Raw genomic sequence first — 21,738 nt, forward strand, 5'->3', positions numbered from 1 at the left:
TAATTAGTAGAAGATTTGAACTATTTACTTAGTGATTAAACGATAAAATTATTTAGCGTTTAATACAACTGGCTTTACAATCTTGCCTGTTTTGTCGTCAAAAGCTTTTGATACTTTTTTAGTCAACATAATTGAGGATTGTTCAAATAATTTATAGAACAAAAAAGATGCTAACATTACGGCTATAAATCCAAGCGTATAGTAGACGGCTAAGTTCATTGTTGGATTTATACTTAGTTTAGACATAACAATTATATTAATCAATTCCAGAACAGGTGCATGTATAAGGTAGATGCTATATGCAGCCAAACCAACGGTTGCCAACGGCTTATATTGAAGTACAGAAAGCAATTGACGACTTCTACCCAATGTTAATCCGGCCATTAGAAGCGCCACAGCGAACCCTAAAAACACGTCCGATACCATGTACGACAGGTCACCAAAGTACGTGCCTTTATTTAGTACGAACGCGATAACTAAACACAGCGTTAATAATAAATAAAATGGTGCTTTCTTAAATAAAAATTTGCCTTTGCTGTTTGAAGAAAACCCGTATTGCGCAGCCAACATACCTAAAGCGAAAAGACCGAAAAAATGCAGGCTTATACCATTGAAACTTGTGTACCAACCGGCTGCTTTAGCTGCGATCATCGCTAAAGCGGAAATGGTGGTTAAAGACAGCGCGACTATGACCTTGTTATATTTTCTAAACAGCCAAATCAAGAACGGGAAAAACATATAAATGCGCCATTCAACCGATATTGACCACAAAACGTAGTTAACATTATTTGAGGTGTTCGCAATGTCTTGTATTAGAAAAACATGTGATAGGATGGTCCAAAGGCTAACGGGGCTGGAAGTTAGTTGGACGCCCGAAGGACCTCCAAAAACATTATTAACTAACAGTACTGATATTATGAGGACCGCAAAATAAGGAGGTAATATTCTTGTAATGCGTTTAACATAAAACATCTTTATATCGAAAGCCTTTTCGGGCCTTTTAACAATAGGCAAGAATAGCAGATAACCTGATAAAACTATAAATAAATCAACTGCCTGATGTCCATAGTTAAACGGCGAAACAAAAACTTTAAACAATGCAGGTGAAAGATTTTTGTCAACATAAGGATGCATGTGATGTATAACTACATATAATGCAGCAAGCGCCCTTATGCTGTCTACATAAGCTAAATGATTGGTAGAAGATTTTTGTTCCATCATGATAAACGACAGACGAAGATAACAAAATTAAAAAGCCCAGCATTGCGCCGGACTTTTAAAAACATTCTACTATTAATATTCCATTGTTTGAAAGAACTCTTCGGGATCATTTAAATGAATTTCTGGTCGTTCTTCTTTTTAATCATCTTGCTTTTGCTCAAAGAGCGTTGCAAAACAAGTCTTAAATCGGGTAAACGGGAATAGCAAACGTTGCTAACATAGCATCAAAGTTTATAGAGCTTTAAAACTATAAAATAAAGTTTACTGATTTAAATCCTAAAGATTTTCACATTACACTTAATAGCTATACCCCCATTGCTTGCTGTATGCCTCGCATCCAAGCCGGAGCCATAACCAGATTACGCCCTGTTTCTGACGGATGCTTATAGTCCCCTAAAAATTCCGGATAATCATGAAAAAAAGCTAACAGCCCATTGCCCGAAACTGTGGTGTTATTGCGGTATACATTAATCGCGGCGTTTATATCCTGTACCACTTGATCTTCAAAAACTGTTGGTACTTGTTGTATTACAAATCTTTGTACAGCAGGTAAATCCTCCCTTAGCTGAGATAATAACAAATCAAGGAGTTGTATAAACTCAGTCGCTGTTGAACCCCCTGAATTTGTACCTAATGCAATGCTAACCGTTTCAACCTGCGCCGCCTTGAGCTGCGGTATCCATGTGTTATAAAGGTTTACCGCGTCCCCGCCGAAGGGTGCGGCATCACGTACCCAATGCGTGATATAGGAACCGCCCCGGCCAGTATTTAACACCGTTACGTTTGCATTTGGGAATATACCTTGCGCATAAGTCTGGAAATCGTTTGCAAAATTAAATGTATTGCTATCGCCAATTAAGCCAATCCGCACATTTCCGATAATGGCTGGCTTTACAGGCGCTTGCTGCCATGGTAATGGCCGGGTTTCTTTCCAGATACCGTTAAGCAGATTGGCGGGTATTACCTCGGTGCTTTGCAAGCCTAAGCCTTTTACGATTAAAAGGTTTAGATCTCCGTTTTTGGAAACGCCGTCCACTAAAAAGTCCTTTCCTATGTCGGGACGGTTATAATCACTTAATAAACGAATAACGGAGCCGTGCAAGTCCAAGCTTGGGTTACTATCTACGTCGATCAAAGCGTTAGTATTTTGGTTAACATCGCTGTAAAACCTATTCAAACCGCTTCCCTTTTTGCCACCGCCATCTTTAATACCGTAAATTAGCTTATACCCTACGCTTGCAATATCTTGACTGCCGTCTAACAAATATTGACCCGTAAAGCCTGTATTGTTAGGGTAGTAAGTTTCAGGTAAGGCAATTGTGTGACCATAAGCAATATTCATGTTTTTAATTCTTACCCACACCTTAGGTGTTGGCCCGCTAGTAATTATAGCAATCCGGTTATTATCTGTGTCTACATCTAACTCAGCGTCAGACCCATAAACTAAATATTTGTTTTGGTTTATGCTTTGCAATATGCCCTCTTTGAACGTATACGGTACCGCTATTGCTCCGGAATCCAGCGTAGTCACGTGTACAACATCTGAGAGGGATGACGCATAGCTGGCCTGCGGTAAACTTTTTACCTGGTAGTAAAAATCTGTTTTATCAGCAAGACCAGTAACAGCCTTAGTTAGTTCTGTGCCTGAGTACACCATTACCGCTCCCGCCATATCCCCAGTAGATGCCTGTAAAAGCACATAAGAAGCGGCATGATCTACAGCACCCCAACTAATATTTACGGAGCTTTCAGTGACCTGAGCGGCAGTAACAACAGCTTTAGTAAGATCCGTTAAGGTTTCGACAGTTACGTTAACAACGTTCGAAATTTCAACCTGACTAAACTCGTCTCTAACAACGCAATAATAATTGCCGTTGTTGCTGACTAAAGCGTTAGGAAACGGTAATATACCCGTGCTATTGACTGCTACAGAAACGCCACTCCCTAATAACCCTTTAAAAAACTCATATTTAACAGCATTAGGAGCAACCACTGTTAAACTGAAATTTGTGCCCTCCTTACCGGTAAATGGTAGCGGCTGGACAGTAATTACCAAGGCGGGCGGCACAAAGTGAATCGCCCTCTGCTTTTCCGCCTGCAATAGTATTCTTTGATTATAGCTTAAATCCATGATTAGTTTTTAATTACCCAGACGCCGCCCACAATATTTGAAGTAATACCGTTCGTGCTTACTGGAGTAAGGCGGAAAACCCGTGGTTTGAATGGGTTGCCACTCGCATCGTTTCCACCGTCAAGTTCATTAAGGTTAGATATAACATAGTCCTGCGAGGAAGTAACGCCACAATAGGCAGTTTCTACCGTCATGGTTTTACCGTTTTGGTCTAAGCCGATTTGACTATCTACATCCCAATAAACGCCACTGGCACCCTGGTCGTATTGGCGTAAATTCGTACCACGAACGCCACCACCATTTTTTATGCCGCGAATTATTCTATATGAGATATCAGTAATTACAATACCGGCACTGTTTAACACTTTTGTGGCTCCTCCAATAGTATCATTACTATCATTATCATTGTATTCTTTTAAGAATACATTAGTATTATCCAGAAAAGTGTTAGCACCGAAAATGTCATTGTAATAAACGCTACCACCTTCGTGGAGTTCAATAATATGTTTGTAATCACTTAACAAAATGGGAGTAGTCGGGTTTCGGTATAGCGTTGGATATTGTTCACTGACACTGTTTAATTTACCTTCAATATTATTAGGGTGCAAAGCGTTGAGATAGGTAACAAAGGGTTCAATATTAATCATCCAATCAGAGGCAGGCTTGCCCGACCTTGCTTTCTCCCTAACCTTTAACCCACCGGCGGAAATATTATTGGTAACCGAAAGACTGTTTTCAGAAATATCAGTTATCGGGCCTCCGTTTAATTGATACTCCTGCGTTGACGGGTTAAGCGTATCAACTGATTTAGTCCAGCTTGCCTTGCCTTTGGTTTTATCGGCAGGATCTTCGGCCAGCCAAACCAAGCCCGTAGGCGGCGCAATCAGCGATCCGGTGAAGGGCAATGTATTGGTGGCCCATGCTGAGGCGTTATGTGTTAAGGTTTCCCGGTAGCGGATACCGGCCAAGCCCGACGGCAAATTTACATCGCCTACCATTAACTTAAAGTTGCTTAACCCTATCACCACCGGGTTGGGCGCAGTGGCATCCAAAGTGCCCTCAAACAAATCAGATCCTTCGCCGGATGCAGGGGTAACATTTAAGGTGCTGCTCACGCTAAGGTCGTCCATTACCACTACCGGGGCTGCTTTGTTTTGCTTAACCGGCGCAACGGTTACCACGGCGCTTTCGGCGGTAAAGGTTTTCTTTTGCAGTTCGGTTACGGCCGGGGTAATTACCGTGGTGCCGTCGGCATCTACAACAGCAGGGGCAACCACCACCGCCACTTTGTAACTGTTGGTACCTACAAACTGGTAGCTTTTGGTGTACAGGGCGCTGCCGGTAAACGTACTGCCCGAGGCTACCTGGGCACCACGCACCCCGTTTACCACCTCAAAGCAACTAACGGCCGGCGGTGGTGTTCCGCCAAATTCGGCCGTTAGTTCAAAGTTGTTACCGGCAGGCAGGGTTTGCGGTTGGGGCTGGGTTTTAAGGTAAACACTTTCGGCCTCGCCCGGCTTAATAAATTTAGCGGCCGAGCGGGTTTCGCCATAATCGTTACGGGCAATTACCTCGTAAGCACCGGCGGTTTGCTCAGCCACTTTAACCAACAGGGCTGCACCGGTGGCATCGGGCACGGGCTTGCCGTCGCGCTCAATCGTGTAATCGTCGGCCCCGGCAAATTTGGCCCATACCTCGGCATACTCGCCGTCTAAAACCGTCTGGCTTACCGATTCGTCGAGTAAAACAGGTTTGCCGGCATCAGCCGAGGCATCGGTATGCATATCCAGCACCCCGGCTATATAGCGGGCCAAAATTAGCGTGTTACCGGTACGGTTAATCAGCACCGGCACACCATCAATAGTTAACTTTTTACCGCCGCCCTGTGGCTGGCGGGCATGCAGCTCAAAAAAATAGCCATCCACCACATATTTAGTGGTAATGTGCAACAAGTCGGCCGTAAGCTCCAGGTAAACGCGGGGCTGGCTTAACACGTTCCAGGTAAGCGAGGTTAAGGCTTCGAAAGGGATAACTTCACGGCCCTGCTCCAATTGGGCAAACAAATCACTGGCGGCAATGGTGCGGGCCTGGTTGCCGTCGGGCGTTGGGTTCTGGGCCATATCCACCACCACCAGGCGCAGGTCGGTACGGTTGTAATTGCCCACGAGAGGGGCTTTGTCTTCTATGTTCATGGGTTTAAACGGTAATGATGAGGTTTGCAATAATTAGGGGTTGGTTGCCTATAAAAACAGCCCCCGGCGGCATCACGGGCTCGGGCCTGCCGGCAATTTCGGCACGGAGGCGGGCAATGAGCCCGTCCATTTCGGTTTTGGTATAACCGGGTATCTGCCGTTCTACCACGGTTTCGCGTACTACTTTTACGGTAATGTCTGGCATAATGAGTTTTTTATTCGATGACGAAATCGCCCCGCATCAGAGTGTTAACGGTACCGTCGGCCAGGGTTTGTTTAAGGGTGTAACTAAAGCTGCCCTTCAGCTGCATCTGGGCGGCCGGTTTGTACAGCCGTATCGTGCTGCTGCTGAGCCACTCCAGCCCCTTACCTTGGGTGAAGCTAAGCTTAACCAAGCCGCCTTCGCCGGTTACCTGCATCTCAAAGGTACTGCCCGAAACATCCAGGTGGTAACTGCCAAAGGTGCCGTAACTAAACTCGAGCCGGGTGCTAAACGTGTCGCCGCTAACGGCATAAAGGGGCACCACGTTGGGGGTGTAAACGCCTGCAATGGCCATAAAAAATTTGATAGTTTAAATAAAAGGATTGATGATGCCGCAGCCCAAGGCATACGGCGTAGTGTTAAACTGGGTACGGTCTATTCCGCTGATGCGCGCGCCGGGCTGCCTGGCCGTGCGGTTGGCCTGGTTAACCTGCCATGTGGGGAACAGCGCCCGGTTATCCTGCAAAAACTTTTCGGCTTCGTTGCAGTAGGCATTGGCAATGCTGCGGTACTCGGTAGTAATGCGCAGCACATCCTTGTAAGGCAGCGCCTCCGAATGGTCCGACCGTTTAACGACCGGCCCCGAAGCGGTAAAGCGCACGGCATCGCCCTCGGCAAAACGGGCAAAGGCAAAGTACACCAGCGCGGGCAGCAAACCACCGTAAGTAATGGCGTGCCCATGCGCATCGGTATATTCGCCACCCTGCCAAAGGGCTTGGTAAGCCTCCGGAGCGTCGGGTTTTAACCGGGCGATGCCCTGCTCGTCGGCCGCAAACTGTTTGACCAGACTGCTGTACAAAGGCAAACCCAAAAAAGGTTTCAAATCCAGGTTCTGCGCCTTGCCTATAAAAGCCAGCATCCGCCCCCCGCTCACATTACAGCTCAAATCTTCAAAGTTGAGAAAGGTGTCGGGGTTGATGAGGAATATTGGGGTCATGGTTATTGGGTTATTGGTTGAGTAGTTGATTGGTTTTATTCATGGATGATGGTTCATAGTTCATGGCTCTAAAAAAACGCGTCATTGCGAGGATACGGGCGCCATCTCTTTAAGCTGACCCAGCGTTTGGGTATACGGTTTTGCATAGCGGCGACATGTCCGACGGCGAGCTTGTCCTAAAAAGATGGCGCCCGTATCCTCGCAATGACGCGGTGGGGAGAAAAACAAGAACCAAGAGCCAAGAACCGAGACCGCTTGTTTATTCACTCATAGATTTCACTTGGCTAATGGCTCTTGGCTCTCTCCTTCCCCCGGTACCATGGCCCTGGCCTCGTCGGGTTTGAAGCCGTAGGCGTGGATGAGGATGGCGGTTTTGTTGGCGGCGGGCAGGTTGGAGAGCAGCAGGTCGTTGAGGTTGCCACCGGCTTTGATACCTGGGGCGTCTTCGGCCACAATAGCCGGGATGGCTACTTTGTTCCAGTTGCCGGATGGGTTGATGTCGGTATAAAAATGGGCGAAGAGGGTTTGGTAAACCTCGGCAATATCGGCACGGTCGGGCGCGGTAATGTCGTTAAATTCGCGGATAGCCTCCTTTTTTTCGGCGCCATTGTTATTGAGCCCGCCCTGCTGCTCGTTGGTCACCAAAGCGCGGGGTATACTAAAGCCTTTGATGATGCGGGCCTCTACGCTCCTCTCGGTACTCTCAAACAGCTTGTCGTTGTTCTGGATGTCGTAAGGCTTAAACTCGGGGCGGGTATCTTCATCCTCATACTCTATCACGATGATTTTCTGCGCGCTTTTGGCACCCTGAAAAATCCCCAGATCGCGCTCCAGTTGCGACGGTGCCCAATTGTACTCTTGCGCATCGGTGCCGTAAGTGTCGGCTTCCTCGCGGCGGGCTTTCATAAACAGCATGGTGCTGGGCAAAAAACCAGTGGTTACCTCGCGGTTGTTAAAAGTTTTGATACCGGCCTCGGTTTCAAAATCCTCCCATACGCTGTCGGCCTCAATCAAAGGGTAATCATCTACCTCGGGGTTAAAATAATACAGCTGACCTTTATAGTGCTCCAGTCCGCCGGCCTCGGCAATTTGCTGCTTTACAACTTCCGGCTCGGGGTTAAACGGGTGCAGGATGTGAAACTTAGACCGCATGATGTTTTTCCAGGTCTTGCGGCCCCAGTCGTTGTACAGCACAAACTTGCCGCACAACTCGGGGCTGTCGGTATTACCCATGCGGATATCCTCAAACTTCACATAATTCAGCTCCGCAATTTTGAGGTTGGCATTGTAGTTTACCTGCACACCAAACCCACGAAACAGCCCCTTATCCTCGCTGATGGCCTTATCCAGCCGGGCCAGCGTTAGCCCGCGACCATTAACCACCTGCTTGCCCAGACCCTGCTCTTCAAACCCGTTGCCGCCAATAAACTTGGCGCGCTTGTTCCAGCAGTCTTTAGCCGTGGGGCTGCCGGCCACCAGTTCGAGCATGCGCTGCGGGTAAGCATTGTCGGCATCGTAACTCAGTATGCCGTAGGTTTGGTTGGGCCTTACAATAATGCGGCGCTCTATCTGCGGGAGGTAGGTTTTCATCGGTTAGATTGGTTTACACGCCGGCCGTTAATTTTAACAAACAGCGGCGCAATGTGCGGCAATTGCTCCAGGTACCAGGCCAGTTCGGCATCGGTAGTGGCAGCCTGACTAAACAGGTGCCCACCCGGCAAAAACTGATGACGGCCCGGCCTTAGCACGTAGTTTCTTTTTTCTTTTGACATATGTTTCGGTTTCGGGTGATGAGTTGCGGGTTGCGTGCAGTTTGATTTTGCGGGATTGCATACCGTTGCTTTGCCTGTTCGTCAAAACTCCCCCTTCAGGGGGCTGGGGGGCAAAAGCGGGTCGCCAATTTGGCTACCCGCTTTTCATCAAACTAAAACAACTCAAAAACAGGTTACCGGTTATTAAACCAGTTTCTCGATGCCAATCAGCGTAGACGTTGGCGATGCGGTACCTCCGCCCTCGGGGGCTAACACTACCGAGCGTGGTGGGTAAGGCTCGCGGAGCTTGTCGGGGTTGGTGAGCTTTAATTTGTAGCCACCTTCCATACCTTCGTCGGATGCGTTGCGTTCGGCCTCGGACATGATTAAACCGTTGGCGGCACCAAACAGCTCCACCGTCGAATCGCCCGATTTGTAGTTGTTAACGATGATGGCCTTCACGCGGCCGTAACCCATGGCCTGTATCTGCTTTTTGATGTCTGTGCTGTTACCGGCCAGGTTAAAATCAATCTCTTCGGTATAGCGCGGTCCAACCGCTGTTTTGGCCATTTTTGATACGGCATTAAAGCTATTGTTGGTACCTTCAAACTTGTACAGTTTGCCGCCGGCCGCTACGGGCGTTAAGCCTTCGACCAGCAGCGGGTTGGTGCTGTTGTACGAGATATTAAAGTCGCTCTCGTTAAAAATATAAATCACATCCTCAATACCTGAGGTTACGGGGCTGGCTGCACCCAGGGCAAAGCCGGCTGCTATTTTGTTATAGTCGGGCATAATATAGTTTAGTTTAAATAATTAGTAATTAAGCACCTAAATAAAATACTTCGTTGTAAAACTTCACCTCGGTGGCAGCCTTCATACGGGCTTTCATGCGCACCACGTTGTCGTTGGTGTAGGGCTTCAGGTAAACGGTAGACAATTCGGAGGCATCGCCCAAAAGGTCGACCCCTAAAAACAAATTTGAAGTGCGGGCGCCTACAATGCAGTTGGCAAAAAAGTGGTTCATAGGCTCCAGCGGGATGCCTAAGTACTCCAGCTTTTTGTCCTCGCTAAAAGCACCCAACACGTTGAGTGCGCGGGCGGCCTGCGCCTCTTTATAAGCCAAGGCCACGTGTAACGGAATCAGGATTTTAAAATCGGGCTGCACGCGGTCGGCATAATCCAGCTGGGCATAAACCGACTGCAATACCGATATAACGTTACCCGCATTAATGTAGCTAAATGCGCCTGCGGTAGCTGTGCCGGTAAAGGTGGCGTTGCGGCGTTTGTTTACCTCGTTGTAATTGCGTTGCAGCTTAAAGGTAGTAGCCGTTACGTTGTTGATGGTGTACGACTGACCGGTCAGATCGCCGTACAACTCATCCTTAATGCTACCGGTGACGCCGGTAAAGGTAATCATGTCGCCGGCTACCAAGCCTGCGGTGCTGCTTACTGTAACCACACCTGCAGCGGTGATACCGGTAACGCTCATGCTGGCGGCAGGGTTACCCGACAGATTTACTTTGTAAGTATCAGTACTGGATGCAATTTTAGGCAGCAAACCCGGAAACGCAGCCGAGAACGAAGCCTCTAACACATTGCTTTTGCCCAGCCAGTACAAACGCTCGTTAGCGATTTGTATTTTGGTGAGGTAACGCTGCACTAAAAAGTCGGACAAATCAACTACGCCTTCGTAATCGCTGAAAGCGCCGGGCTTGATGCTTTGCGACTCCCAAGAGTTCACGAGTTTGTCCCACTGTTCCTGTTTCATGAATTCGTATACTACCGGGTCAAGGTAGCTTTCGGTTTGGGTAGCGGTTGTGCCCTGGTCGTTAAACATACCCGACGGGTTTTGCAGCACGATGTCGTCATCCACGTCAAGAATGAGCTTGCGCGATTTAACATCGTTAATCACCGTCAGCAAGCCGCGTTTCACTGAGTCGGCTTCGAGCAGGGTGCTGGCCATGAAACCGGCCAGCGCTTCGCCCGCATAGGTATTATTGGTAAAAGTAAATTGTGCCATTTTTTTAGTTAATAGTTATTGAGTTATTAGGGGGGATTGGTTATTGGGTTGTTGGGATGAAAGCGTTCATGGTTCTTAGACCATGGCTCACTAAAAACACGTCATTGCGAGGAACGGGCGCCATCTCTTTAAGCTGAGACAGCGTTTGTGTATATGACGTACGTTACGTGGTGGGGATAATTGTGGATGACCTGCCAGACGACGAGCCTGTCCTAAAGAGATGGCGTCCGTATCCTCGCAAAGACGCAGTCGGGATTTTCAGATTCACTAGTATAGCATATAGACGATTGAATAACGTCAATTACTCATCGCAAGTAGCAAAATTTCTCACTATCGTTCGAAATGACAGGATGAGAGAACCGAGTGCCAAGAATGCCTTTATTCACTCATTCAAAACTCACTCATTAATTTCACTTGTCTCTTGCTTCTTTACTTCAACCCTGCTACCGCGGCTTTCACGGCGTTGGCGGCCAGGGAGCCTTGGGTGGGTTGCAGGAAGCCGGGGATGGCGGCCTCGACGGTAGCTTTGTTGCTGCGCCTGGAGTTTTCGGGTACAAAGCTGGAGCGGATGTCGTTGCTCAGTTCTTCTTTGTTTTTGCGGAGCTGGCGGTTGGAGGCTTCCAGCGCGGTGGAGGCTTCGGTAAGCAGTTCGCTTTGCTTGCCAATCAGGGTTTTCAGGCGTTCAATTTCCTGTTTTAAGGCTTCGTTTTCGTCTTGCAGGTCATCCTCGGTGGGTTCGGTGTCGTCTTCTTCTTCTTCCACATCTTCGGGGGCAGGTTTGCTTTTAGTGGGTTTTAGTTTTTTCCTGGGGTCGGTTTCTTCGTCCTCGTCTTCCGGTTTTTCGCCTGGGGCGGGTTTGCCGGATTCTTCGGCTTTGAGACCGCTTACAAACCTCACCAGTTTGTCCAGCACCGATTGGTTACCGGCAGCTCTTTCTTTGCTTTTTACGTTCATGTTATTGTTATTTTGATTAGGGGATTGGGCTAATTGCAGGGCGCGGTCTATCACGGCATCCAGCGTGGCAATGCCGTCTATCAGGCCATTGCCGATGGCCGTTTGCGCCAGGTAAACTTTGCCGGTTAAGGGCTCCTGGCAAAGCACGCCATCGGTTTTTACGTTGGTGAGTTTGAGCTTGCCGGCGCGGTTGGCTTTGACGGCGTTCATAAAAATGTCGTTGGTAGGGTTTAGAATATTGACCTTGATGCGACTGTAGCTGCCGGCCAGTGCAGCAAAGTAATCCTGGTTTTTATCGGGCGAGGTATCGGCGTTGATGACGTGCTCTTTGTAACCTTGCTTTTGCAGGGCTTCGCTGTCGTCCATAAAACTTATCATGGTACCAATGGAGCCAACCTCGACGGTTTGGTGCGAAGCGTAAATTTCGCTGCAGGCCGAACCTATCCAGTACGCAGCCGAAGCCATCAAACCGTCGCAATAGGCCAGTACCGGGATGCTTGACTGCTTAATGACCTCGGCAAACTCGCCCGTACCGGCTACCGAACCACCGCCGGAGTTTATTTTGAGCACGATAGCCTCTACCCTGCCGCTTTGCCCGGCCTGTTTGACCCAGGCCGACAAGGTATCCGTACCAGGACTACCGCAGTAATCATCCTTCATCAACGCGCCGCTTACCGGGATAACGGCTACCGACCCCGGCTGAACGCCGCTCCAGATGTTATCCTCGATAGTAGTTTCGGTAATTTGTCCGTTATGGTGCGCCACGGGCATTTCGAGCGGTGGCGCTGGGGCGGGGCCGCCCTCCTGGTGCAAAAACCGCAGTGCCAGCGGTACCAGTCCGTGGGCGGTGCGCGGCTCCATCAACCACACGCCCCGGCTAATGGCCGAAGCCAGTTTATTTAATTTCATGTGCTTTAATCAGGTGATACTAATTTCGGGATTAAAGCGGACGAAAGTGGTGACACAAGTGTGTCAGTAGTGGAGGGAATGGATAAAAAAGCTTCTTAGTTCAAATCAGTCCTATTAGCCATAGTAATTTTAAATCACCTTTTACGACACAAATAATTATGCAAAAAGAAAAAAGCTGCTTTACGTATACATACAGCTTATTTAAGCCGAAATTTACTTACTTAGTAAAGTATTGACTCCTTATCGCCTCTATGCTTAAACCACTATTTGTTGCATGCCTATTTGCATTTTCATTGTGTGCCTGGGCTCAACCCAAAAATACAGTTATTGAGGGTGAGATAAAAAATTCATTGGCTAATCAAGTTGATCTTGAATTATTTAAGTACATCAATATAGTTGAAGGGGTAAATTTTTCCAAAGAGCTTTCTGATGGCAAATTCAAATTCAATTTTAAGTTAACTGAACCCGCTTACTTTAATTTGCAGGCAGAGAAAGCCGGGCTTACCTTTTTTTTAATTGAACCCGGAGACAGCTTGCATTTAAGTATAGATGCAAAACTACCAACCCAATTTACGTTTTTGGGCAAAGGTTCCGCTTCGGCAACCTATCAGTACACTGCAGCACAAAAATACAATAGATGGTTTAATCCCCCGGTTAAGATTGCTGTTGAAAACTACCCATTATACTTTGCCTACATCGACTCGAACATAGCTGTACAGTTAGATTACCTGAATGCCTATAAAAATCTTTTATCACCAGTGGCTTATCAAACACTGCATGCTGACATCATATATGATGGCGAGATACATAAATCATGGTTTTGGGGCTCCGTAAAATCGCAGGACGGTATCGAATTGTATTACAAGAAGCTTTTTGCACGCAAGAGGCTGATCATTAACGACAGCATGGTTTATTCAAGAAACCTACCTTATTATTTGTTAACACAAAACGAGATTGACTACCAACGGCTGTACAATATCGATGGGGGAAAGTTCAGTTTTAACGGTAAATATATGTTGCTTAAGGCTTTAACCAATGGCCGGGTTCAGGAACGTGCACTTGCACAGCTTATGCTTCAACAAATCTCCATTTTTGGTGATCAGATGGCGCTTAGCGAGAAAGACTATTTAAATGGTCCGTACAACGCTGCGTTTAAGGAGCGGGTGCGCGCCCGGTATGAATTGCAGCAAAAGTTTGGCGTTGGAAAACCGGCGATCGACTTCACTTTACCTGACATTAATAACAAAAAAATATCGTTATCAAATTTTAAAGGTAAACTGGTCCTTCTGGATTTTTGGTATAATGGCTGTCCGTCCTGTGCGAAGGTCTTCAATGCCATGAACACAGTTAAAGATCACTTTAAGAGCAACGCTAACGTAGTTTTCTTAAACATTTCGGTTGATCAAACTAAAACACGTTGGCAACAGGGAATTGATTTGTATAAGATTAATGATGGCGTAAATGTGTACACAGAAGGCAAAGGCGAAAATCACGAGGTGATTAAAAATTACGGAATAAATGGCTATCCCTCTCAGTTTTTAATAGATAAGCAAAGTCGTTACGTTAGCTATGCGCCGCCGAGACCTGAGTTGGATAACGGAAAAGCATTGATTGCGCTGATGGAAAATGTATTAGCAGCGAAAAAGTGATTTTATTAATGACGGACAAGGCTTTTTAGCGCAAGTCTTAGCGCAGCTGGAACACGCCGTGCCTGACTTGAGCTTTATAATTGTTTATGTGATGAAATGTACCAAAGCTAAAAAAAGCCTAGGTCAGCCTTGCTTACAACACGACCGCAATAAGACTCGTGCCTTAATGCGATTATTATAATTTTTCTTAAATAAGCATAATAACAAAGATATCAATAACATATAATGCCTTTTCCATTCTCCATGCACTTTTCCAAACCACTAAAAGCTGTTATCACACCTGAGAATCGGCAGATGGTATTAAATTACATTAAGCAAAGTATCACCGATAAGAAAGCTGATAATGTAGTAATAAATTTAGATCATGTAAAGTACAAAGGTTCAACATCAAACAGCAGAACATCGCTTTTTGGCACTGTGGATTGTGGTGTTTTTTCTGTAATTCTTGAAAACGGCCGCTGGTATGTAAGCTACCAAATTTTTATAAAAAAGCTATTTTTATTTGCTTCGGCATTTTGTACGCTTGGAGCCTTCATCACTAATATTTGGTTTGGCGTTATAGGGTTTTTATGGCTATTTGGTCTGAATTGTTTAGTTGCCCTCTTTCAGGACATGAGTTCGGCTGGTACCTTGATGTTAGGCATTGACGAACTAATTTGTGGTAAGGAACCGGAAGTGTATGAAGTGAAGGACGAAGATTCTGAAAAGCTTAAAAGTTGGTTTTAGCAGCGGGTATAAGTTCTAATATTGGCAACCCCATCCACCGGCGCGAGTATACAGCGCTGCCGTGCGGGCTCCTACTCGTGACTATGAATAAAGGTGCGAGTATTAAACGCTCTAATAAACCTATATACTCGTGCTTATAAACCGTCCGGGCAGTGTAATTGTTATTAAGTTTTGCCCATCAACTTACCAACCCTTACCTTCATCGCATGCGGATAGGTCTGTTTACTTATGGTTCCAGGGGAGATGTGCAGCCTTACATTGCTTTAGCGCTTAGGCTGATGCAAGAGGGCTTTGATGTTACTCTGGGGGCTCCCGAAAACTTTAAGGCGTTTGTGGAGAGTTTCGGGGTTACGTTTTTCGGGCTTTATGGTAATGCAGAGGAAATTATTTATTCGGCGGAGTGTCAGAAGATTATTAAGTCCGGCAATAACCTGGCGTTTGTTAAATTTTTGTTCAGTGCGTTGTCCGACCGCAGTGGTGAGTTGTTTAGCGGCATTTTGAGTTTTTGCGAAGGGGTGGATGTGGTGATTGCCAATAACGTAGGTGCAACCACGGTTAGCGTAGCCACCGAATATCTGAAACTGCCCCTGCTTATTTTGCAGCTCAACCCGCCGGTTATCGAAACCACGGCTTTCCCCCTGCCCGGCGTACGCATTCCTAACTATGCCCGGTTAAACCGTTTGTCGTACCGCCTGTTTTACCGGCTCATGTGGCATTTTGCCAAACGGGATATCATTGCGTTCCGGAAACAGTTGGCGCTGCCCAACGCCAAAACCTCAGTTTATCATTATATCAACACCAAAAAAATCCCGGTGATGCATGCCTTTAGCGAAGCACTCATCAGTCGCCCGGCCGATTGGGACAACCACCAGGTGGTTACCGGCTTTATAACCCTCGACGAGCAGGCCCGCACGCATAACCGTTTTGATGCCACAAACCCAGAACTTGTGGCCTGGATAAAAAGCGGCACCAAACCCATTTATATAGGCTTTGGCAGTATCCCGGTGCCCGACCCGCTTAAACTGCGACAAATGATTGCGGACATCCTTGAGCAAACCAATGAGCGTATTATTTTATGCCAGGGATGGTCAATTTTACCCGACATTCCCAAAAACGACAGGCTGTTTATCATTGTCTCCGCAAATCATCAGTGGCTGTTTCGGCAATGCAAAATGGTGGTTTCCCACGGCGGCATCGGCACCCTCACGGCCGCCATGAAAGCCGGTGTACCCGTCATCGTAATTTCCATCTTTGTTGACCAGCCTATCTGGGGAGACATCATCACAAAAAAGAAACTGGGCATACATTTGCCTTGGCGTAAAATCAACACTAAAAAATTAGTGAATGCGATACAGGTAATAAACCAGGAGCCGGATTATGGCAACCGCGTTGCGGCGGTAGCCCAGGTTTTAAACCGGGAGGATGGCACGGGTGCGGTGATTATTTTCATGAAAAAATGGCTACTGACATCTACATGATTCACTGGTGGCAATCTATATCTAGTTATTGTCACCATAGTATTTATCGTAAAAGTAAAATTTCGATCCACATTCCTTTAAGTCATGATTACAACTGAAAAACTAAATATTTATCAACGCTTTAATGGCGACAGTCATGAATGGGGCCAGTTTGGTTCGGAGGCAGATAAGGCTGCTATGGATGATGACGACTGGATGATTATTGATGGGCTGGTTCAGGATATATGCCTCGTTAATACCGGTCTTGCGGCTGACGCGTTAATAAAGTCTGTAGACGAAAAATTAGATGAGTATTGTGCAGATGAATACGCTATACACGCTTTGAAAAGTCTTGCTTTAGGTAAGCCCGCCAAATAAACCTTACTATTGCGCTATGCTTAGCATCAGCAAAGATTGGTTCATGAAAACCCTGCCAGCTTGCGCCATCATATTTTTGATGATTGGCGCGGCCATGTTCCTTAATAACACTGAAATCATCTTACCCGAGGTAAGTGCTTTGGCCATCGGCAGCTTGGTGTACCAAAACCCGGCATGGCTGGCCAGGCCGTTTTATTTGTTTTTACTGCCATCGCTTACTGCCATAGGCGGGTTTTTGATTAACCAGTTAGCGATTGACCAGGCTGCCAAGCTCATCATGGTGCTCGCGCTGGTTATCTTGGTGCTTACTATTTTTAAAAGCGCACTGGCCCCGGCCTTTGCTACGGGTTTGCTGCCTGTTATTACCCATGCCGGCTCGATGATGTTTGTATATTCGGTAGTGGTTCTTACGCTTTTACTGTACGCGTGCATCCGTTTCTTTTACAAATACTTACCTACAACGGAGCTCGTCAAGTCGCCCGGCCGTCAGCACAGATGGCTGTATTTTGCTTTTTTGTCGGTTTGGATACTCGTTTGCCGAGCTAAGGGCTGCATGATGATGGCAGCCATTCCTCCGGTTGTGGTGGTGGGTTACGAGTCGATGCATAAAGACACCTATCCTGTCGGCGTTTTGGGCAAACAGATAATTTGCCTGGTGGCTGCCGCGCTACTGGGTACGGCAAGCCTCTACCTGTTTAAAAATCTGCTTTTGGCCACGCTGGTTGATTTTGTCGCAATCACGGCTTTATTCAGCATTGTTAGGTTTAAACTTACGCCTGCCTACGCCATGTCGCTATTGCCCATGGTGTTGCCAGGTACGTCGCATGCTTATTTTAGTTTGTGGGTTTTGCTGATGTGCATCGTGATCTTCGGGTTTGTATGGGTTTATAAAAACATCAGCTTTTCGGCAGTTTTACCACAGGCAGAAGCTAACTAAAATTAAACAAACTGCTGATGACTATACAGCATTCCAGAGGAAAGTTTCGCATTTAAGTATATCACCGCAACTGCATGGCTTTCATTTAGCAGGTGAGATACCGGCCTTCGTCGGCATAACCGGAAAGCTTTACTACATGGATGTTATCTATCTAAATTTAACCTGTTTCTCCCTTCTACCGGCCAATTTGTCAAAAATTAAAACCGGTACCCTGTTAGCCAGTTAAGTATCCTGAAGATTGTTGTCCGAAGAATTAAGGATGATAATACAGTTGTTGTAATTGCTGATACTTAATTATACCCCATGCCTAAAATTAAAACCAACGACTCCGTTTTAGTGATTGTACGCCGGGCGCTGTCGGAGTTTTTGCTGCTTCCCACCATCATCATTATCTTGTTTTTGTGTTTGGCGGGGTTCAGCAGCTTTTTAGATCAGGAACGTATTGCCAGTGCGCGCCCGGTGAGGCATTTTTTGCAGACGCATATTTTTGCCAACGCCGACGCCACCAGTAATTTGTTGGGGGCCATTGTGTCGGGCACTATCTCGGTAACTACGCTAACTACTACCTTGCTACTGGTGATTGTGCAGCAGTCGGCCGGGTCGATGACGGCGCAGGTGTTCGACCAGTTTTTGCGGCGTAAAACCAACCAGTTTTACCTGGGCTTTTTTGTGGGACTGGCCCTGTACGCCATGATTATACTGGCCACGGTAAATAAGCCCTTTAATCCGGTTTGGGGCGGCACCATTGCCTTTTGCCTCACCGCGCTTGCCCTGTACTTTTTGGTGTTGCTGATGTATACCACCATAAACCAGATGCGCCCCGCCGAAATTGTAAACGCCATTTACTACCGTGTACTGGAAGCCCGCGAAAGGCAGTTAAAGGCTTTGAGTTTTACCACGGCCATCCACACTACCTGTGCCGATAAAACCAGCGTACTGGTGTGCGAAAAAGGCGGCTATATTATTGACATTGATACTAAGTTTTTGGCTGGCTTTGTAACCGACAATTGCCCCGACAGCAAAGTAATACTGCATCACTGCATGGGCGACTATGTGGCTTTTGGCGAAGAACTGGCCATGGTGGTAAACGGGCAACCACATGAGCTGGCACTGCAACAGGCCATCCACAAAAGCATCCGGTTTGATATACAGCGCGACATTGATTTTGATGCGGCCTACGGCATTACCCAGATTGAAACTATTGCCTGGACGTCGGCCTCTACCGCCCACTCGAACCCTGCCCCCGGCGTACTGTGCGTAAACGTGTTGCACAACGTTTTGGGCGCCCTGAGTGCCGAAAAAGAACTGCCGAAAGAGAAAGGCAGTGAAGTAATTTTATACAGCGATAACGTTTTTGAGGTCCTGATGACCGGTTTTGAAAACTTACTGGTGGTATCGTCCGAATCTATGCAGCACCAGGTGTTTGTAGGCGTCATCAACACCCTAACCACCAAAATGGACCGTTTCCCGGCCGACCAACAAAAGCGCATGGAAGACGTCCTGCTGCTGTCGTTATCCGTAATGGGCGACCACGTGCTTACCCGCACGCTCGACCGATGTTTGTCGGCAGCCAGCCAAAAACTGCGTACCCTCGGTTTCACATCCACCGCGCAAGCCGTTGACGAAGCGCACCACCACCTGAAAGAAAGTGTTGGAAAGTTAAATTCGAGGTCGACGAGGGTTTGATAAATGCCCCTCCAGTATTTGTTGATGGCAAGTTGATGGAATAAGTTGTTACCTTTATCGTTAGCTTTAACCTGAATGGATACCCAGCGAATATTAGATAAGCTTCACCAACTTATTGAACTTAATCCTAATGGAGATTACGGTTACATTAACAAACCAATACCCGAAAGCGATTTACTCGACTTTGAAGCTAAACATCAGGTAAAGCTCCCGCCAGATTACCGGGCTTTTATTAATCAAATATTTGATGGCGGCGTAGGCCCGTGTCAGATTATGCCCTTAAGTTATTGGGACTCCACCCATAACGCAGTGTATTTAGACAGCCTGGAAAACAAATTATCCGAACCTTTTCCGTTAACGGAACGCTGGACCAGAGGTAACTTCAACTATGGCCGCGTTGTCAATGATTATCAACGAAATGCTATCATCAACGGCACTATACGCCTATGCCACGCGGGATGCGGAACGTTCCTTTTTTTGGTTGTAAATGGAGCTGAGTATGGAAATATATGGGTTGACGACAGAAGCTCGAATCAGGAGATTAAGCCGCTGATTGACGAAGAAACCGGAGGCCGGATAAATTTTGAAAAATGGTACAATGACTGGCTTGATGCTGAAATTAAACTATACCAACGCCGGCCACGTAGGCGCAGGCAGATGGTTACGCAGCTCAGTGAAATACAAGTCCAGGAACCCAAACCCGAAGTTGTTGAGATAGTCCGGGAAGAGGCTGCCGAAGAACCTCTAAGCACTTGGAACCGTTTTAAAAACGGCATTGTACATGCCTATAAAATTGTGGTAGAAACATACGCGTTGAGAAAGTCTGAACATTAAACAAGCTCGGGCAGCAGAGAATTAGTCGCTACTGCAAACTTTGTCATTAATCCTCCTTTTTATGCGTTGAGTTTGGTAAACAATCAATTGCATTGTTTTATCCACTTAGCATCCTCAGTCATTCAACCACTTTAAAGCCGCCTCCAGCGCCGCGTCTGTTTGCTGGCTATTGCCTGGTGGCACCAGCACATCGGGCGGAATGTTGACCATATATTTCTTTTGATTACGGTCGGCCGCGTAGCCGGCAGCTAGGTACAGGTAGTCGCCGGTGGAGAGTTTGATTTGGGAGTTAGTGGTTACGTAGCCCGCGGTGGGCTGGCCGAATAGCCGGGCGTTAGGTTTACCGGCAAAACTCAGGGTGGTCATTTCGCCGCTGCTGGCGGTGCCGGCGCCAATCAGTACGGCAATCTTACTTTCGGGTTTGCGCAGGGTGTACGGACGGGCAACCGTTACATATTTGGCGCGACCAATGGCAAAGCTGCCCTGATGATAGGTCCAGGCGCTGCTTTGGCTGTCTTTAATTTCGGGGTACAAAAAACCGCCCAGCGTGCCCTCGCCCACCAGCGGCCCCAAGCCGGCCATCATGGGGTACATGTTACCGCCATTGTTCCGGCGCAAATCAACCACCCAGCCTTTAACGTCCTGACGCGTGTCTAAATCCTGAATGAGCTGCTGTATGTGCGAGGCAAAGTTTACACTGGCCGTATCGCTCACCGACCCAAAGGCCGGCACCGATATGTACCCAACCCCACCCGGTAACAGCTTACTTTCAGGCTGCCGCGCCACGCTGTTGCGGGTAGCGTAATCTTGCGCCATGGTTTTGCTTTTATAGTTGGAGTGTTTATCGCCGGCCAGCCGTAGCCTCGACACCATGTAATCTAAAATTACCGGGCTATCCTCCCTGGTGAGGCCCGAGGCGGTCAGTTCCTGCAAGCCTTGTTCTGCAGCCTGCCAGTTCACCGAGTCGGCATATATAGAACGCCGTTTAACCATGGCAGTAACCTCGCGGCTGAATTTAACGAGGTCTTTGGATGGGGCGCTGTTTATTTTGGGCAAGTCTTCGGTAGCAAAATCGTCGAGCCAAACGGTGCCGGTTCCGGTCAGTTGCGCGCCGAGCAGCAATGTTTTAGCATTACTGTCGATGGTAAGTTTAAGAGTGAGCCTTTTCCAGTCGTTGGTGCCGCTCAGTGCTTCCTGCTGCATTTGCGATGTCTGGTGGCTCAATATCCTGTTTCGGCTGTCAAATACCTGAGCAAGCAGCTGTGCGTTACTTTTTACGTCGCTGGCTTTAAGGTATGCCATCACTGTAATACGCTTTAAAACAGACGTTTGAATCGGTATTACTTGCGATACCGTTTGATAAGCGCCCGGCGCGGCCCCTGCACTTTGTATTTGTAATGATTTACTCCCGGCATGTTTTTCCTGCTCGGTTAACTTTACGGTATAGCCCGCCGTCGGCCTCCATTTCCAGGATTGTGGCGTAGTAGCCAGGGTGTCGGACGTGGTTTCGAACCCGGCATTTGCTATCTGGGCTTGGGTAGCATTAAAGGCAAGGCAAAAGGCTATTATGGCGGCAAGTCGCTTCATGTGGTAAGGGTAAAGTTTAATTGGGTTGAACGAGGTGGTAAGACAGGGCTGGGATGTTAAGGTTTAACTTATAGCCAATTAAATTTATCCTCGATATTAGCTTGTTA

At 47.3% G+C, this 21,738-nt stretch carries 19 protein-coding genes; 7 read left to right on the forward strand and 12 right to left on the reverse strand.

The features are described 5' to 3' along the window. Positions 1-48: 48 nt before the first annotated feature. From AAGR14_RS12800 to AAGR14_RS12850, 11 genes are all read right to left on the reverse strand, one after another. Positions 49-1,221, reverse strand: a complete 1,173-nt coding sequence (locus AAGR14_RS12800; RefSeq protein WP_342644608.1) for an acyltransferase — start codon at positions 1,219-1,221, stop codon at positions 49-51. A gap of 304 nt (positions 1,222-1,525) precedes the next feature. Next, positions 1,526-3,352: an immunoglobulin domain-containing protein gene (locus AAGR14_RS12805; protein ID WP_342644609.1), complete on the reverse strand. Its 1,827-nt coding sequence runs from the start codon at positions 3,350-3,352 to the stop codon at positions 1,526-1,528. A 2-nt stretch (positions 3,353-3,354) separates the two neighbouring features. Beyond that, positions 3,355-5,544 (reverse strand): hypothetical protein, encoded by a 2,190-nt coding sequence (locus AAGR14_RS12810; protein WP_342644610.1) that lies wholly within the window; start codon positions 5,542-5,544, stop codon positions 3,355-3,357. Between the two features lie 4 nt (positions 5,545-5,548). Then, the gene (locus tag AAGR14_RS12815; RefSeq protein WP_342644611.1) at positions 5,549-5,749 is read right to left on the reverse strand and encodes a hypothetical protein; all 201 of its coding nucleotides are present in this window, start codon (positions 5,747-5,749) and stop codon (positions 5,549-5,551) included. Between the two features lie 10 nt (positions 5,750-5,759). Next, complete coding sequence (locus AAGR14_RS12820) at positions 5,760-6,101, reverse strand: hypothetical protein (RefSeq protein ID WP_342644612.1); 342 nt, start codon at positions 6,099-6,101, stop codon at positions 5,760-5,762. 15 nt (positions 6,102-6,116) lie between these two features. Beyond that, complete coding sequence (locus AAGR14_RS12825; RefSeq protein ID WP_342644613.1) at positions 6,117-6,743, reverse strand: hypothetical protein; 627 nt, start codon at positions 6,741-6,743, stop codon at positions 6,117-6,119. A gap of 276 nt (positions 6,744-7,019) precedes the next feature. After that, positions 7,020-8,333 carry a hypothetical protein gene (locus tag AAGR14_RS12830; RefSeq protein WP_342644614.1) on the reverse strand — a complete coding sequence of 438 codons (1,314 nt, stop codon included), beginning with the start codon at positions 8,331-8,333 and terminating at the stop codon, positions 7,020-7,022. Next, the gene (locus tag AAGR14_RS12835; RefSeq protein ID WP_342644615.1) at positions 8,330-8,515 is read right to left on the reverse strand and encodes a hypothetical protein; all 186 of its coding nucleotides are present in this window, start codon (positions 8,513-8,515) and stop codon (positions 8,330-8,332) included. Before AAGR14_RS12835 ends, AAGR14_RS12830 begins: the two co-directional genes overlap by 4 nt. Positions 8,516-8,698: 183 nt before the next feature. Beyond that, positions 8,699-9,286, reverse strand: a complete 588-nt coding sequence (locus tag AAGR14_RS12840; protein ID WP_342644616.1) for a hypothetical protein — start codon at positions 9,284-9,286, stop codon at positions 8,699-8,701. Between the two features lie 28 nt (positions 9,287-9,314). Beyond that, positions 9,315-10,514 (reverse strand): hypothetical protein, encoded by a 1,200-nt coding sequence (locus tag AAGR14_RS12845; protein WP_342644617.1) that lies wholly within the window; start codon positions 10,512-10,514, stop codon positions 9,315-9,317. A 429-nt stretch (positions 10,515-10,943) separates the two neighbouring features. Continuing rightward, a complete protein-coding gene (locus tag AAGR14_RS12850; RefSeq protein ID WP_342644618.1) occupies positions 10,944-12,377 on the reverse strand; it encodes a S49 family peptidase in 1,434 nt (477 codons plus the stop codon). Positions 12,378-12,727: 350 nt separating this feature from the next. Between AAGR14_RS12850 and AAGR14_RS12855 the strand changes: the two genes are divergently transcribed. From AAGR14_RS12855 to AAGR14_RS12885, 7 genes are all read left to right on the forward strand, one after another. Next, on the forward strand, positions 12,728-14,026 hold the full coding sequence (locus AAGR14_RS12855; protein ID WP_342644619.1) for a redoxin domain-containing protein: 1,299 nt from the start codon (positions 12,728-12,730) through the stop codon (positions 14,024-14,026). A gap of 225 nt (positions 14,027-14,251) precedes the next feature. After that, entirely contained in the window at positions 14,252-14,752 is a 501-nt protein-coding gene (locus AAGR14_RS12860) for a hypothetical protein (protein ID WP_342644620.1), read from the forward strand. Positions 14,753-14,958: 206 nt separating this feature from the next. Next, positions 14,959-16,230 carry a glycosyltransferase gene (locus AAGR14_RS12865; RefSeq protein ID WP_342644621.1) on the forward strand — a complete coding sequence of 424 codons (1,272 nt, stop codon included), beginning with the start codon at positions 14,959-14,961 and terminating at the stop codon, positions 16,228-16,230. Between the two features lie 84 nt (positions 16,231-16,314). Then, complete coding sequence (locus AAGR14_RS12870; RefSeq protein WP_342644622.1) at positions 16,315-16,587, forward strand: hypothetical protein; 273 nt, start codon at positions 16,315-16,317, stop codon at positions 16,585-16,587. Between the two features lie 16 nt (positions 16,588-16,603). After that, positions 16,604-17,524, forward strand: a complete 921-nt coding sequence (locus AAGR14_RS12875; protein WP_342644623.1) for a hypothetical protein — start codon at positions 16,604-16,606, stop codon at positions 17,522-17,524. A gap of 303 nt (positions 17,525-17,827) precedes the next feature. After that, entirely contained in the window at positions 17,828-19,210 is a 1,383-nt protein-coding gene (locus tag AAGR14_RS12880) for a DUF2254 family protein (RefSeq protein ID WP_342644624.1), read from the forward strand. 75 nt (positions 19,211-19,285) lie between these two features. Then, positions 19,286-20,044, forward strand: a complete 759-nt coding sequence (locus AAGR14_RS12885; protein ID WP_342644625.1) for an SMI1/KNR4 family protein — start codon at positions 19,286-19,288, stop codon at positions 20,042-20,044. A gap of 114 nt (positions 20,045-20,158) precedes the next feature. On the opposite strand, the gene AAGR14_RS12890 is transcribed toward AAGR14_RS12885, so the two are convergent. Then, the gene (locus tag AAGR14_RS12890) at positions 20,159-21,631 is read right to left on the reverse strand and encodes a S41 family peptidase (protein ID WP_342644626.1); all 1,473 of its coding nucleotides are present in this window, start codon (positions 21,629-21,631) and stop codon (positions 20,159-20,161) included. Positions 21,632-21,738 lie beyond the last annotated feature (107 nt).

The organism is Mucilaginibacter sp. CSA2-8R, assembly GCF_038806765.1.
In the GTDB taxonomy this organism is placed as follows: Bacteria; Bacteroidota; Bacteroidia; order Sphingobacteriales; family Sphingobacteriaceae; genus Mucilaginibacter.

Coding starts and splice junctions, on each gene's coding strand:
- AAGR14_RS12800 (WP_342644608.1), bottom strand. CDS start 1,221: ATGATGGAACAAAAATCTTCTACCAATCATTTAGCTTATGTAGACAGC.
- AAGR14_RS12805 (WP_342644609.1), bottom strand. CDS start 3,352: ATGGATTTAAGCTATAATCAAAGAATACTATTGCAGGCGGAAAAGCAG.
- AAGR14_RS12810 (WP_342644610.1), bottom strand. CDS start 5,544: ATGAACATAGAAGACAAAGCCCCTCTCGTGGGCAATTACAACCGTACC.
- AAGR14_RS12815 (WP_342644611.1), bottom strand. CDS start 5,749: ATGCCAGACATTACCGTAAAAGTAGTACGCGAAACCGTGGTAGAACGG.
- AAGR14_RS12820 (WP_342644612.1), bottom strand. CDS start 6,101: ATGGCCATTGCAGGCGTTTACACCCCCAACGTGGTGCCCCTTTATGCC.
- AAGR14_RS12825 (WP_342644613.1), bottom strand. CDS start 6,743: ATGACCCCAATATTCCTCATCAACCCCGACACCTTTCTCAACTTTGAA.
- AAGR14_RS12830 (WP_342644614.1), bottom strand. CDS start 8,333: ATGAAAACCTACCTCCCGCAGATAGAGCGCCGCATTATTGTAAGGCCC.
- AAGR14_RS12835 (WP_342644615.1), bottom strand. CDS start 8,515: ATGTCAAAAGAAAAAAGAAACTACGTGCTAAGGCCGGGCCGTCATCAG.
- AAGR14_RS12840 (WP_342644616.1), bottom strand. CDS start 9,286: ATGCCCGACTATAACAAAATAGCAGCCGGCTTTGCCCTGGGTGCAGCC.
- AAGR14_RS12845 (WP_342644617.1), bottom strand. CDS start 10,514: ATGGCACAATTTACTTTTACCAATAATACCTATGCGGGCGAAGCGCTG.
- AAGR14_RS12850 (WP_342644618.1), bottom strand. CDS start 12,377: ATGAAATTAAATAAACTGGCTTCGGCCATTAGCCGGGGCGTGTGGTTG.
- AAGR14_RS12860 (WP_342644620.1), top strand. CDS start 14,252: ATGCCTTTTCCATTCTCCATGCACTTTTCCAAACCACTAAAAGCTGTT.
- AAGR14_RS12865 (WP_342644621.1), top strand. CDS start 14,959: ATGCGGATAGGTCTGTTTACTTATGGTTCCAGGGGAGATGTGCAGCCT.
- AAGR14_RS12870 (WP_342644622.1), top strand. CDS start 16,315: ATGATTACAACTGAAAAACTAAATATTTATCAACGCTTTAATGGCGAC.
- AAGR14_RS12875 (WP_342644623.1), top strand. CDS start 16,604: ATGCTTAGCATCAGCAAAGATTGGTTCATGAAAACCCTGCCAGCTTGC.
- AAGR14_RS12880 (WP_342644624.1), top strand. CDS start 17,828: ATGCCTAAAATTAAAACCAACGACTCCGTTTTAGTGATTGTACGCCGG.
- AAGR14_RS12885 (WP_342644625.1), top strand. CDS start 19,286: ATGGATACCCAGCGAATATTAGATAAGCTTCACCAACTTATTGAACTT.
- AAGR14_RS12890 (WP_342644626.1), bottom strand. CDS start 21,631: ATGAAGCGACTTGCCGCCATAATAGCCTTTTGCCTTGCCTTTAATGCT.